We start from the raw sequence: 14,201 nt of genomic DNA, 5'->3' as shown, positions 1-14,201 counted from the left end.
CAACTCCGAAGCGATCCTAAAGGGGTATTGGTGCCGTAGGTAAGATAGTTCGCGGCAATCACTTAAACGTCGGGACTGATAGCAGCGGCCCCTCGTGTTCAATGAAGAAGTCGAACAACCGACGCGCAGCTTCAAACACCGCTGCGAGAGCCTTTGCTTGGCCTTCGACCGAACGCTGCGGGTCAACATAAGGGACATCGATCCTAACGCTTTGCCAGCTCTGGCCTGGAGGCCCCAAACCTATGCCGTCGATCAACATTGGCTGCACCACCGTCGCAAAATCTAGGAACCGCACGTTCTTCACATAGAGTGCGACGTGGGTCTTACCAGAATGGACAACCTGGACCCTCTTACGCCTAATCTCCTTGGAATTACGAGCGAGATGGTTTTCATAGAAAGAGGGCCAGATCGATAACCCCGCACCATGCTGGCGATTAATGAAGATCGGTACATCAGGATAGATTGCTCGCTGGAAACCCGCGAGATCGCTCCAGAACTTGAGCACCCCGGGCAACGGCTTGTTCCATGCGTTCGATGGCTCAGCCGCTTGGTATAAGACAGCGGCATCGGCTCGCCCCTCTGGGATCCGGGCGAGCACCTTGGCGATGTCTTCAATGGCGAGAAGGCAATTCCATCCATCGTCGTTGTGATCGCCCAAGGGATAGGCATTTTCGAGATAGCCACGCGGTGCGGTCAGAATGCAACGGAATGCATCCCATGAGGCGCTTGCCTGCCGATATTCAGCGCGAGCTTTGTATCTCGGCCCCTGTTGGTCCATCTGGCGCGCGTCAACCTTGGCTTCGATCAGTAAGCCCACACGAGGCGTGGTACCGTCGCGCATTTCGACCGATGCAATTACCTCAATGTCGGTCTCCCCATATGCCAGAGGGTTGCCACCTGCACGCCTGTGGTCCCGGTGAACGTGAGGTATTGCGCTCTCGATGGCGAGCGCCTCAGCGCCAGGAAAAGCCTCCTGAATGAACAAGCGCGTCAATGGAGAGACGTGGGAGAGATGCCGAAGGATGATACCTTCTACCCGGCTCTCGAGAACCCGGCGGAATGGTTCGAGGATGATGGACATGTCTCCGCAACCCCCTCGCAGAAACTCCCTAGTCATGAGCCTCGCTGGCGGCATCCGGATTGTCAACGATCTTCGAAGGAGGCCTCTCGGCGCACTACCAAGTTGTTTGGAAAGGTCTGCCCGCTTGACGAGCATCTGTGTATAAGCTTTTACTAAAGAGCAGTAGAGGGGGCGATGGGTCGGAAGCTGCCGATTAAGGAAGCAACTTGGGCTCGGTTGACCGAGTGCAATCGTGCAGCGGTGGAAGAAGGGTGGGCATCGCCGGGGGTCTTTGCTACGGGCATCGGGCCCGAATACGATCCGAAAGGCGACTTGGGATTGCTCTACGTAGGCAAGAGTGCGGGCCCGTTAGGAACGCTTGTCGGCTCAGGGAGTGACCAGATTGCGAGCGGTTCTGCCTCCACCAGGTGGATGGTCGAAAAGAGAAACAAGTCAGCCTTCTGGCAAATGGTCGATTTACTTGATCCGTCGCGGCGCCGGATAGCTTGGACAAACATCTGCAAAATGGACGAGGTGGGCGGCAACCGACCACCACCAATGCATCGATGGCAAGCCATATCAGAACCGCATCGGCAGGCCTTGATAGAGGAAATCAAATGCCTCTCCCCTCGCGTCATCATTTTCGCTACCTCAGGATATTGCGGCGATACAGTCTCCGAGGTTTTAGAGGAGCTCGGCTACGGGAGCCAGCTGCTGAATTTCCGAGACGGCTACACTCGGCTGACTGCCACGCCCGGCGGAGCGTTCGCGATTGAAACGCGTCATCCTCAGGGATGGCCGAAGCCGGAGCGAAACCGTGTCGTCGGCTTGGCGAGGAAACTTCTCCACCAAGCTTAAGCAAGTCCGTCAAAGGGGCACTCGCGCGAATTGAGGAAAAGCAATGTTACTGCAGTCGGTCGAAAGGACGAGTGAGCTCGGCAGCCTTGGAGAGCGTCTTGCCGCGGAGTGTCTCGCGCGTGCAGGTTTTTCCGAGGTTGTGAATCTGAACTGTGTTCGACGACACTATCCATTTGCCGACCTGATTGGCGTGCGCAATAACGTCCGTTTTCTCATTGGGGTGAAGACTCGAAATGAAATGCGTCGCGGGCGCTTAAAAATGAACGAGGCCTATAACCTCGTTTTGGTCAGCAACCCAAAGAACCAAGCCTTGAAGTTACAAGGCAGGACGGTTGAAGAAATTACACGCATGGCATTGGAGGAAGTGCACCAACTAGCGCGAGCCGAAAGGGCAAAACCCGCTTGGATTACCGTTCCAATCAATGCTACCACCGCAACGTTTTCGGCATACTTTGGCTTGTTAGATGATCTTGGCTGCCGACGATCCGTGCCCATGACGTACGAGGCTCGGAGACGATATCTCGCGCTAGCCGAGGAGCGGCACGATGATAGAATAGCGCCCCATCTTCTCAATTGAGTGGTGCACCACAATTCCATTGTTGAATTGCCAGCCGGCGGATAATCGGCGATGACCACTTTCCTGCTGAAAACGAACTGCGAGTTGCACCTTGACGGGGCTGAACCGCGGCCGACCAAGGCCTCTGAATGGGAAGGAACGACCCTATCTGCTTTGCACCCGAGAAAGTTGGAAGGTGGTCCCGGCAAGGAACTTGCTACTGGTGATGCCCTTATCATTTGGACCCATGAGGATCCTGAATTCGGAAATGGACAAGGTTTAACTGCCACGGCAGCGGCTGGCGCCGTTACGGAGCGAGGGGAAACACTGGAAATCGTCCTCCGAAATGTGAAGTTAGTTCAACCTCATATTCGGCTGAACGATCAGCCACCTGGGTCGAGCGGAAGTGCTTTACTCGATTTCTTGAAACGAAACCGTCACAGGCGGACGATCGAGGTCGGCGACGAGGACCTCTCGCAGTTCTGGAAAGCGATTGGCAATGTAGAACGCGAGAGACAGGCGCGCATTGCAGCCTACGTCCAATCAATGCCGAAATCCGCCGAGCAGCAGGCTCTCAATGGTGACCAACAGCAGATTGCCGAAGGATTCGAGAGGCGGTTTGCCAACGTCGAGATAAGACCTGAGCAAGCCATATTCAGGCGCGCTCTTATTCGTCTATATGGCACAAGATGTCTGCTCAGTGGAAATCAGGTGGAAGCTGTCATCGAAGCTGCCCACATTGTTCCTTTCTCAGAGGGTGTCGAGTTCCGAAACGATGTCGGCAATGGGCTTCTGCTTCGAGCCGACATCCATAAGCTGTTCGACAAGTCTCTGATTTCCATCCGCCCGGTGGATAGCCGGGTAGCTATCGCGTCCTCCCTAAAGAGCACCTCCTATCAGAAACTTGAGGGGCGACTGGTTGAACACAGAGCCAAGCGCGAGTTCCTGTTTCGGCAGTACCAGGAGTTCGCCCGTCGCAACCCGTCTGGAGAGTCGTAGGTCGCGGCACCCTTCCGCCTTCATCGGCCGCTCGGCGGAAGCCGACCATCTGGCCCGAGAGATCGGCGCTCAGGCGGTTTCCTCTAGCAGTTCTTGTTCTTCTTCTCCACCGTCCAAAAGCTCGGAGTTGAAATCCGGCAGCTCCAGTGTTTCGACGTCTCGAAGCTTGCGCTCCAACGCCCTCGTTCGACGCCCAGCATCGTCGACTGTTCTCTTGGCTGTATCGAGCTGTTTTCCAAGTTTGCTCCAGACTTCGCCGTACTTGCGGAACTCGGCCTTGGCGGCCCCAAGCACCTGCCAGACTTCGCTCGACCGCTTCTCGATCGCCAGTGTGCGAAAACCCATCTGCAGGCTCGTCAGTAGCGCGGCGAGCGTGGTGGGGCCGGTCAGAACCACACGGAATTTGCTCTGGATGTCAGCACCGAGGCCGGGGCGCCGAATCACCTCCGCGAAAAGCCCTTCCGTCGGAAGATACATGATCGCGAAATCCGTCGAATGCGGCGGATGCACGTACTTCTCCGAAATCGTTTTGGCCTGCAGGCGAATGGCGCGTTCGAGACCCAGGCCGGCAGCCTCTATTTCGGCCGGCGATCCCGCGTCCTGGGCGGCCAGGAGCCGCTCATAGTCTTCCTGCGGGAACTTCGCATCGATCGGCAGAAAGACGGGAGCATCGTCGTTCTTGCCCGGGAGCCGGATTGCGAACTCGACAACTTCGTTGGAGTCCGGGTTGATGCGCACATTCTTCGCGTACTGGTCCACGGTCAGCAGATCCTGCAGGATCATTTCCAGCTGAATCTCACCCCATCCACCACGCGATTTCACATTGGTGAGGACCCGCTTCAGGTCGCCCACACCCGTTGCCAAGGTCTGCATTTCCCCGAGGCCTTTGTGGACCAGCTCCAGCCGATCGCTGACGATCTTGAAGGATTCGCCGAGGCGGCTCTCAAGTGTCCCTTGCAGCTTTTCGTCAACCGTCAGCCGCATCTGCTCGAGCTTTGCTTGGTTTTCCTTTCGCAAATGCTCCAGGTTTGAGTTCAGCGCCTCGCGGATGGACTCTTGCTTTTTCTCGTTCGATTCTGTCAGCAACTTGATTTGTGTGGCGACCGCCTCCAGGCCGTCTTTTTGGTCTCTCCGAGCTTCGATGTGCGCCTTTTCAAATCGTTCCGCCAGTTCCTTCATGGCTTGGTTTGTCTCGCCAAGGCGCGTCGCTTGCATGTCTGAAAATGCATCGGTGCTTTGCTTCAGGCCGGTCTCCAACGCTGTCCGGCCGTCGCTCGCTTCCTTCCGCAGTGCGCCAAGCTGTTCATTTTGCTGGGTCCCCAGAGTTGACAGGCGGCTTTCAACCAACTGAAGAAACCGAACCAGGAACTGGTTCAGTTCCTCTCTGCCATTGCGGCTGTCATCACGGGACGCAGCTTCCAGCTTTTGAATTCCTTGCTCGAATTGGCTCGGCTCCAAGGCGAAGCCTTTGAGGTGATTGATCTTAGTGCCGAGATAGAAAAGGCCAATCAGGGAAAGGACACATGCCAAAGCGGATGCTATGGCCGCGAGCACAGGAAAATCGATAATGTACACGGTAACAACCCCCACAAACCTGCAGTCCGGAATTTCAATTGCCTAGAACTTGAGTCGCCCGAGCCTTTTTGCGGCGGTGATCATTTCCCCGCCGTCGCTCATCACGAGATAGGTGTCGAGACGATCTGAGACCTTCGCGTACTGGCACCCTAGTTCGGCTCTGGCGCGCGCCTTCGCCTTGTGGTCCATGAAATAGACATCCGCGCCATGGCGACGGCGACGGCATCCGTAGGCAAGAATGGCGTCGATGACGTCGCCCCTGACGCCTCTTTGTTGGCAACGAGTTTGGGCATGGCGGGTAAACATCGGTCCTTCCTCCTTCCGTCGATCTCTGGAAGGTAAAGGGTAGGGGTGCCATTTCCTGTCATGCTGTATGCGAGGCCGTTTTTGCCTGGCGTCCGCTTTGAGCGCGGCCATATTGCCGCAATGCGCACAAGGTATTCACAAGCCGCATTTCGTGAATGTTGCTGCAGGGGATTTCGAGGAGCTTCGGGCTCGCAAAAACCAGCGCCAACACTTGTGCGCGCGAGACCGCTACGTTGATCCGGTTCAAGCTGAACAGGAAATCAACACCGCGCGGAATTTCGTCGTATGATGAACTCGTCATCGAGATCAGGCAGACAGGAGCCTCCTGGCCCTGGAACTTGTCGACGGTTCCGACACGGGCCCCGGCGGGGAGAGCCCTTTTAAGGGCGTTGACCTGCGCGTTGTAGGGCGCCACGATCAGGAGGTCATCGAGCGTTATTCGCCGTTGCCGTCCGTCGCGGTCATGAAATGTCTTCCCCAACAGACGTGACACCTCGCGGTTGATGGCTTCGATCTCTTCTAGAGAGGTTTGCCTGTTGCCGATGTGCACGATTTCGCGCAGACGAACACCCGAAGCGGGTTCTTCGACGACAATGGCCTGTCTTGCCGCATACTCGTCCGATCTCAGCCTACCATCATAAACCGTGTCGGAAACGAACCGGCAGAGATCGGGATGCATCCTGCGCGTGACGGGCAGGAAAACACCAACGTCCGGAGGGACCGTGTTGTGGCCGGCAAGCCGATATTCGAGTGATGAGAGACCGCTCTCGCCCGGATGTGCGCCTTGCACGGGTTGCGGCAGCTGCATCGGGTCGCCCACCAGAACGATATTTTTCGCACAGGTGCCCATGGCGATGAGGTTCGCAAGCGAAACCTGGCCAGCTTCGTCGACAAACAGATAGTCGAACCGCTGTTCGAATTCCGGTCTGGCGAAGAGCCAGGCTGTTCCACCCACCACGGATGCCGAAAAAAGCTGTCGGTCATTGTTGCCCGTCGCCACATAGATGGATCGGTTGTAGCCTTCATTGTCTGCATGGCCATTCTTCTTGGCGATGCTGACCGCCCTCTTGAGTTCGGCTGCCCTGTCCGCGACCGCAAAAAGAAGATTGTCGATTGCCTTGTGGCTGTTCGAAGCGACTGCGACGCGCTTGCCCCGCCCGACCAGGTCCAGGATGGCGCGCGAGCTGACGTAGGTCTTGCCCGTCCCTGGCGGCCCCTGGATCACCAGGGTGGTCTCATCCATGTCAACAATGGCCGAGACAGCTTCCTGAACAAGGTCCCGGTCCGGGCTGATTATGCTTGCTGCCCTGTGGCGGGCGCGGAAGCGAGGCTTTCCGCGGTGCAGCAGGTTAAGGACGGCTGGATATCGCCGGTCATCACGAATGATGGCGTCCACCACCCGTTCCACGGCCCTCTCGATGGCATCGGTTCTCAGCGGCCCCTGAGGGACAAGCGAGATTGCCGCTGGGGCGTCATCGAACCACTTCTTGGGAAAAAGAACCTCGGCCGTGTTCTGGGCGAGATCGATCTCTGCAGAAACAGGAGCGGGGACTCCAATCAACTCGACGTGGCAGTCTCCCGACTGGAGCTTGCTTTCCTGCTCCGGGAAACGATAGCTGCGTACCCAATTCTTGCCTTCGCTTCTGGCCGGCGACGTGGCCTCCAGCGCCCCAAGGCAATCCAGATCATCGACGAGCCTTTCTGGCTCCCGGCCCATCTTGTCGAAAACTGACCACCAGGCCGGTTTCCGTTCGCGCCGGTGAAAATGGCTGAGATCAAAGAGCAGATCGGCAAAGGGGTCCCCGAACCGCTGCCGCACGGGAGCCAGTCTATTGTGCAACTCGTCAGCCCAAGACTGTTCAACACTGACTTTCTCAAAATCGAAGATCTTTTCGTCGGCGATCACCTTTTCTTCTCGCCAGGGCATATCGACTGGACGCACGGCAGCAATGAGCCAGTCCCGCAGCTTCTGTGTCGAAATGCAGTCAATCCGATTGTAGTCACGGATTTCGTCGAGGATGTGCTGGTCACCGATTTCTCGCCATTCCTCGTAGGCTACAACGCTACCGCCTGCGGTCTTCACCTCTCCTGTTCGCTCCTCCATGTAGAAGACCTCGATGTTCTTCAGTGAATACCTCGGCTCTGAGACAATGATGCCCCCGGAAACTACCCGATAGAGGTCGACGAAACGGCCTTCCCGCAGCATCTGGTCAAGCAGTGATTCACCAATCCCATGAATGCTGGTCAGCCGCCGCAGAGCGGCGACTTCATAGTCTGCATAGTGGTATATGCGCGCGTTGGGGTACTGGCGGAGCCGCGTCTCGAAGAACGCCATCAGCTGGCGCAGGGCTTCCTTTTCTTCTGCGCGGTCGTGGCCCCAGAAGTCCTTGAAGATACCGCCTCCGTCGTCCTCAAACCAGAGGCCGTGCAGGTATTCCAGGCCGCCTTCATAGAAAGGGTCGCCCTCAATGTCATAAAAGAGGTCACCTCGATCTGGTCGGGGGAGCAGGGCTAGTCCGCGCCGCGGATCAAGAGACTTCAACTCGAAAGTTGGCGGGCCACCCGCACGCCGATCCGTTTGCAGGCGGGCCTGTATCTTCAATCTGGCAAGAGTGTCGTCGGCAAGCTTCGAAACGCGTTTGTCGAGCCGCCCAAGAGCGGTCATCGTGGTCACGCCCGCAGCCGTCAACTTGTCCCGCTGGGATTTGGAGATACCCGCCACGAGCGCCAGGCTGTCGGTCTCCCCCCAATGCGCTTTGCACTGCTCGCGCCAGCGGCAGAGATTGCACATCCTCACCGGGTCAGGTGAGGTGTCCGGCGGGTCGGCGACAAACCCTTCGAGCCGCTCGCGCGCATTCCTTGCATAGGCGGCGTATTCATTCAGGCGAAAGGAAAAACGTTCGCCGGTACCAAGCTCAAGATGCGCCTGCTCGGGCTTGGTGCCCTGAATCCGTGCCAGAAGGTCAGAATACAGGACGAGCTGGAGGATGTGCTTGGGATCGGGCTTGCGCTTCAGCTTGGTGTCAATGACCTCGTAGGAAAACGGGCCCAGCAATGATGGCCGCTCCACCCTAACGAGGAAGTCCGACCAGCCTCCCCAAGGCGCGTCAAAGAAGGCGCCCTGAAAAAGGACATCCGGTCCCTCGAAGAGTTGTTCCCGCGTGAGTTCTGCCGCAACCGGCAATGCGAGGTCCCGCGAGATTGCGAGAACCCGCCGTCCATCATTCCGCAATTTGGCGAGATAGCTCGCTTCGTGCTGATCACCATACTTCTGGAGAAGTTGCGCGTCCTCGGAATCCTCCACCGGCACCAGAGGCTCTCCCTTGGCATAGCGAAGGTCCATCGCGGTGGCGTGCTGGCATCCCATGAACCGCATCAGATCGGATGCGGAAAGCAGGATCTTTCCACCCTCAAGTTTCATGCCCACACCCCAATGCCACAGATAATAAAACCGTAAGCAATGGCCGTGACAATAGCTGGCACCCCGGGGCGGCGATGAAAATGTCATTCGAAAAGGCACAAGAGCTTATCGGTCTCGCAACTTTTGTGGCTGCGCGATGGACAGGCGTGACGCTTGGCGACGTGATCGATCGGCTTCAGGTCTCGAAGCGGACCGCGCAGCGCATTCTTCACACGCTAGAAATCCAATTTCCCGATACGGAGGTCTTCTTCGACGACGAGGGTAGGAAGCGGTGGCGCTTGGAGAGCGGTGCACTGCGTGATCTCATCACCCTTACCCCTGACGAATTGGCCGCGCTGGACCTTTCTATCGAGATTCTGGAACGGAGTGCGCAGGGTGCAGAGGCTGAACAGCTCAAATCGTTGCGCGAGAAAATTGTCGCGCTTGTTCCGCGCAAGCGCTTGGCACGTCTGGAAACCGATCACGACGCATTGCTAGAGGCGCTCGGTCTTGCAGCGCGCCCAGGTCCGGTTTCACGCATCGCGCCGACGGTCGCCGCTACGATTGCGACCGCTCTGAAAGCCTCGGGACGGCTCCGGATTGTCTATCAATCCCGGCAATCGGCCGAGCCGACGGAACGTGTCGTCGAGCCCTATGGCGTGCTGATTGGCATCAGGCGCTATCTGGTCGCTAAGCCGAAATCCGACCCAGCAGGACCGTTCCGTCATTATCTCGCCGAGAAGATCGAGACTGCCCAACTGACGGGCGAGATCTTCGAGCGGGATCCCAATTTCGATATTCATCGACATGCCGATAAGGCCTTCGGGGCTTTTCAGAATGACGGCGAATTCGAAGAGGTTGTATGGCGATTTACGCCTGAAGCGGCCTCCCATGCTCGAAGTTTCCTGTTTCATCCAGGCCAAATCTTGGAAGAACGGCCCGACGGATCATTAGTGGTTCGCTTCCATGCCGCCGGTCATCTCGAGATGTGTTGGCATCTGTACATGTGGGGCGACAAGGTGGAGGTGATCGCTCCCGACGCTTTACGTGAGATGGTGAAGAATTATCGGCGCCCTGATTTCCCTTCGCTTCCCTAGGAAACGGACTCGTCCTTGTCGCATGACGCGAAGGCTCGCCTGTCCGGTGACAGGTTTTGTCGTCCGGCCAATGCATATTTGTATGGCCGGGCAGTTGGTCAGCGTGGCGTGTCAAGGAGCAATGACCTTGATCTACGAAAGTCTGCTATCCCGCGTCCAGTTCGGGCGCGAGTTAGCCGCTCCTCTACGGCGAGGATTTGGTAGTCTATCCAAAGGGCGATTCGAAGTGGGAGGGTTTTAAGTGCGCGAGCAGACAATTGATCGGGCGAAGGATGAGTTCGACATTCTTGGCGAACTCAGTGCACGCCTGTCACAAAAGATACGTGAAGGCTATCGGGCTGCGCGGCCTGAAGTCATCCGGAATATTGAGCAAGTGGAGCTGGTGAATATCAGCGACGGTTTGACAAAGGCGTTCGAGGAAGTCGCGAAGCGTGGGTATGGACGCGTCGTGTTCGCGGACGAGTACGATGAAAACGGGGACTACTCTGGCGCTACCTATTATCGGGTTTCACAAGCCAATGCCGGTTTCCCGGACAGACCAATCCGCCTTGTAGCTCGCAATTCGCCAGTAGGAAGCCAAATAGCGTCGTGCTCTATCGGAGATGAGATCTCGGTACGCGTCCCGAAGAAGGGAGAGCGCTCGATCCTTGTTACCGGAATTGTCGACGTCACCGGTATGAGCAATCTTCTCCGCGAAAATCCGGACGCGAAGAGGCTCCTGTTTAGGGTTGGCGAGGGCCTTGCGGACGAGGAGGTGTTCAATCTTCGGGCGTTCGTCCGCTCGTTGCCGGGTCCCGCCCGAACGCCAGGTTCCCAAGAAGTCGAAAGCGAGCCTGTCGCTAGCGGTTCTTCAACCGAAGTCGATGAATCTCCGTCGGTTGCTAGCCATTCAAAAGACGAGGTCATTCAAGCGCAGCCAACGCCGGAGTTGGGTCCGTTGCCTTCGGACGAAGGGTTTGAAGATGCTCAAGCCGATTCTTTCTGGGATATCCGCCGAGGCGCTTTTTTTGGGGACGACGCGGAGGTTTCGCTCGGCACGCAATTCTTCACACAAACAACAGCCAATCAGGAAGCCGGCATTCAAACGGTAAGGGGTCTGCAGATTGTTCATGGTATCGCGGGCAGTGGCAAGACCTCGGTCGCCCTCGGTCGGTTGAAGTTCTTCGCGAACTTCAGATCACTGGAGAATCTTCTTGAGTACGGGTTGCACGAGCGAGACTTCGCCGACTTTGACGCCAGCGGGATGATTGGCTTCGTGCTCAGCCCGAGTCTGGTCTCGTATCTGAAGCAGACGGCTGAGAGCTTGGACATCGGAGCGATGAAGATCCAAGATTTCGCGGAATTCCTGAATGCCGAGCGCACACATCGTCGCGTATTCAACAGTCGTCCGTTCAAGAAGTCTTCGGAAACCTGCCACCCGGAGCAGAAGTCTGTGCGCTGGCTGAAGATACTGGACATCGTAGCGGCAGCGTACGTCGCAGACGGTATGAGAGAGATAGCCGCGGCTCCTCTCGTAAAGCCCGCGGTCCCCGGAGCTGAAAAAATATCGGACCGGCGCTGGGAGCAACTGGTTACGGATACCTGGGGCAAAGGATCACTGAGGTTTCGGCTTCAGAGCTTGGTCAGAAGCTTGGAGGTAACGCCGGACCTCGACGTGCGGACGTTTGTTTTGCGCAAAGTGGCGATCGAGATCGATCGCCGGGTCCGCCTTGGGGAAAATGAATTGGGCGGCATCGAACAGAGTGAGCGGCGAATTCTCCGCGAAGCGGTCGAGAGCGTTCAGCAGCGGTTGTTCAGGCTTCTCAATCCACAAGAGCTGTATGTCCGCATATTTACTGGGCCTGCGTACCGCACACGCATCGAGGAGCTTGCCCTAAGTGTGGGCATCTCGTCGAAGGACGTCGTTGAACCGATAGTCGAGCGTCTAAATCAGAACCTGGTCACAGATGACGATGTTATCTGCGCGCTGTGCCTGAACGCACTGTCGTGCGATCAATTCGAGCGTGACATCAGGGCTATCCCATACCTGCGAACATTTGCGGAGCGGGTTGGCGTCTTTATCGATGAGTACCAGGATTTTAGCGAGTTGCAGGTCCTCCTGATGGGCTACAAGGCCCTCCCAAAGTACTGGCTCGTCACAGTCTCTGGAGATGCCAGCCAACGGCTTCATCGCGACGGTCTTGCAGAGGTGCAGCGGGCGTTCCCTCAAATAGCAATGCGCCATGCATCCGTTCTTCTGGACCGCAACATGCGCCAGACCGGTCCGCTTGCCGCGCTGTCAGCCTGTTTCCGTTCGCTGACGGAGGTGGATGGTGGTCAGGTGGTCGGTGCCTGCAATGCCCCTTTAGATGTGTATGAGGATCCCGCGGAGTTCGCCCGGACGGCGATCGATCGCATTGTCGCGCTTCCGGAGACAGCTAGCGTGGCTGTCATTTGTGCAAACGACCAGGATGTTGATCGCTGGTTCGCGTTAATGCATGACGATCTCGATGCGAACTTCCGAAATCCGATGATCTCAGATCATTCAAAGCTAACGATGCGTTTTCATACTCATTTCACGACCCCGGTAGAAGCAAAGGGGCTTGAATTCGATGTGGTTGTGATCCCGAACTTGGCAGCATACGACGGCTCCGACGCGGTTGGCAGGAATTCGCTCTACGTCGCGGTTAGCCGTCCGCGTCATGCGCTTCTGATGGGGTGCGACTATGAGGCCATCGGTTCGTCGATGGTCGCCGGTATGGTGGATGACGGACATCTCGTACTTCGAAGCCAAGAGCTAGTAGATGACCCAGTCGACCGCGTAGCGTAGCGCTAGCAGCTGACCTAGAGCCATGACCGCTCGTTGCCTATTTGCACTCCCTGCTTGACAGCCGACGCCCCGAAGAGGGCCATGCTCGTGGGCAATCGGGGAGGGACTCTCAGTGTGAAATTCCAGTTTCACACTGAGGACGTCCTTGCGATATTCCGCAATGGGGATTCCGCGAGCCACAAGGGTGCGCGGAATCGCTGCAAGGCCATCGGCTGGGTATTGACGGATTGGATCGTTATCGCCTCCGGATTTTCGCGTTCACCTCGAAGCCGGGTGGTCTCCACCGGCAGCACTCTTATTCGTCTGCCTATCGCCCTTGGCTGGTGGCCGAGTTAATCGAGGAGGACGGCTGGGGGCGGAAATGCGCTTTTTCTGGGATGGGGAATCATGAGCAGGCGGATTGCACTTTATTTCGTTTCGGCCGTTGCCCTGCTGGGAGTCGGTGCCTTCGTCCTGCCGAAAGGTTGGCAGGCAACTCACACATTCTTTAGCGAGGAAGCCTCGGTCCAATATCAGATCGATCATATTCCCGCGAATGACTACCTGGCGGGCGTCAATGATGCCTTGAATAAGAAGGACACCGAACTCGCCCAGAGCATTGTCGCTCTAGCGAGTGACCAAGGCATCCAGATGCCTGCTGACGTGAATGGCAGGATCAAGGATGCCGAGGAAAACACACCGTCGGTTTGGGAAGACATTTGGGAAGGCATGACGACCGGAGAGGCTGACACCACGCCGGGCTCAATCGCGGCTGGGATAACTGACCTCCTGGTCATCGGAGATATGAGAGACCTGCATGAGCAGTATCAGCTCTATCCGAAATATGACCCTTTGACCGTTGCTCTGGCGGCCGGAGGAATCGCTATCACGGGGGCAACTGTTGCCACCGCAGGCGGCGCCTTGCCTGCGCGTGCCGGCGTGACGCTTCTCAAGTCGGCAAAGAAGGCTGGCGGCTTAAACAAGGAACTGGTCGTCGCTCTGGAAAAGACAGTCGCTAAAACGATCGACAAGGACGCTCTTCAAACCGTCGCCAGGAACACCTTTCCCCCCAATCTCAAGGTCATCAGGGAAGTGGCTCCCAAGATCGTGTCGTCAGAGTCGATCACGATGCTGAAATCGATGGGCTCGGCTGTCTACACGATCGGCAAAGATCACGGCAAGAAGGCAGCAATGCAGACATTGAGCGTCGCTGAAAATGCTGCTGACCTTGATCGTTGGGCGCGCATCGCCAAATCCGCTCCCAAGAAAACATTCAGGGCTATGGTCAGACTTGCACCGACAGCAAGCAAGGGTCTTCTGCATCTAGGGACACTAGGAATTGAGGCCGGCGCCTGGACGGCCACCCTGGTGCTATGGCTGCTTTCGACCTTCTACTTCGGATTCAAGCTGTTTCGGTTTGGATTTCGGATGCTTCTGAAAACTGGAAGATGGGGAATCCGGACCGTTAAGCCATGATGCCCCTGTCGGTCTTCATCTATCAGCCCGGGGCGAGATGGAGCGAGCCAACCCTTCAGGACAATGATCGGAGCCGCTGCCCGCCT

At 57.1% G+C, this 14,201-nt stretch carries 9 protein-coding genes; 5 read left to right on the top strand and 4 right to left on the bottom strand.

All coding sequences use genetic code 11. The features are described from left to right. Nucleotides 1-58: 58 nt before the first annotated feature. Nucleotides 59-1,081 (bottom strand): hypothetical protein, encoded by a 1,023-nt coding sequence (locus tag CK218_RS12725; protein ID WP_143749630.1) that lies wholly within the window; start codon nt 1,079-1,081, stop codon nt 59-61. A gap of 880 nt (nt 1,082-1,961) precedes the next feature. Here CK218_RS12725 and CK218_RS12715 point away from each other — a divergent pair. Together CK218_RS12715 and CK218_RS12710 are read left to right on the top strand one after the other, a co-directional pair. Next, the gene (locus tag CK218_RS12715; RefSeq protein ID WP_095827914.1) at nt 1,962-2,495 is read left to right on the top strand and encodes a hypothetical protein; all 534 of its coding nucleotides are present in this window, start codon (nt 1,962-1,964) and stop codon (nt 2,493-2,495) included. A gap of 51 nt (nt 2,496-2,546) precedes the next feature. Beyond that, the gene (locus tag CK218_RS12710) at nt 2,547-3,473 is read left to right on the top strand and encodes an HNH endonuclease (protein WP_095827913.1); all 927 of its coding nucleotides are present in this window, start codon (nt 2,547-2,549) and stop codon (nt 3,471-3,473) included. Between the two features lie 69 nt (nt 3,474-3,542). On the opposite strand, the gene CK218_RS12705 is transcribed toward CK218_RS12710, so the two are convergent. From CK218_RS12705 to CK218_RS12695, 3 genes are read right to left on the bottom strand one after another with little or no spacing between them, the layout of a single operon-like run. Beyond that, a complete protein-coding gene (locus CK218_RS12705; protein ID WP_245435005.1) occupies nt 3,543-5,048 on the bottom strand; it encodes a DNA recombination protein RmuC in 1,506 nt (501 codons plus the stop codon). Between the two features lie 42 nt (nt 5,049-5,090). Beyond that, nucleotides 5,091-5,354, bottom strand: a complete 264-nt coding sequence (locus tag CK218_RS12700; protein ID WP_095827912.1) for a hypothetical protein — start codon at nt 5,352-5,354, stop codon at nt 5,091-5,093. Nucleotides 5,355-5,412: 58 nt separating this feature from the next. Next, nucleotides 5,413-8,775 carry a TM0106 family RecB-like putative nuclease gene (locus tag CK218_RS12695; protein ID WP_095827996.1) on the bottom strand — a complete coding sequence of 1,121 codons (3,363 nt, stop codon included), beginning with the start codon at nt 8,773-8,775 and terminating at the stop codon, nt 5,413-5,415. Nucleotides 8,776-8,855: 80 nt separating this feature from the next. Between CK218_RS12695 and CK218_RS12690 the strand changes: the two genes are divergently transcribed. The 3 genes from CK218_RS12690 to CK218_RS12680 all read left to right on the top strand — a co-directional run bounded on the left by CK218_RS12690 (nt 8,856) and on the right by CK218_RS12680 (nt 14,115). Continuing rightward, complete coding sequence (locus tag CK218_RS12690) at nt 8,856-9,851, top strand: WYL domain-containing protein (RefSeq protein ID WP_179294486.1); 996 nt, start codon at nt 8,856-8,858, stop codon at nt 9,849-9,851. A gap of 241 nt (nt 9,852-10,092) precedes the next feature. Then, on the top strand, nt 10,093-12,660 hold the full coding sequence (locus tag CK218_RS12685; protein WP_095827910.1) for an ATP-binding domain-containing protein: 2,568 nt from the start codon (nt 10,093-10,095) through the stop codon (nt 12,658-12,660). 387 nt (nt 12,661-13,047) lie between these two features. Then, on the top strand, nt 13,048-14,115 hold the full coding sequence (locus CK218_RS12680; protein ID WP_095827909.1) for a hypothetical protein: 1,068 nt from the start codon (nt 13,048-13,050) through the stop codon (nt 14,113-14,115). The last annotated feature ends 86 nt before the right edge of the window (nt 14,116-14,201 follow it).

The sequence above is a fragment of the Mesorhizobium sp. WSM3879 genome (genome assembly GCF_002294915.1).
In the GTDB taxonomy this organism is placed as follows: Bacteria; Pseudomonadota; Alphaproteobacteria; order Rhizobiales; family Rhizobiaceae; genus Mesorhizobium.
This window is presented reverse-complemented; position numbering and strand designations above follow the sequence as displayed.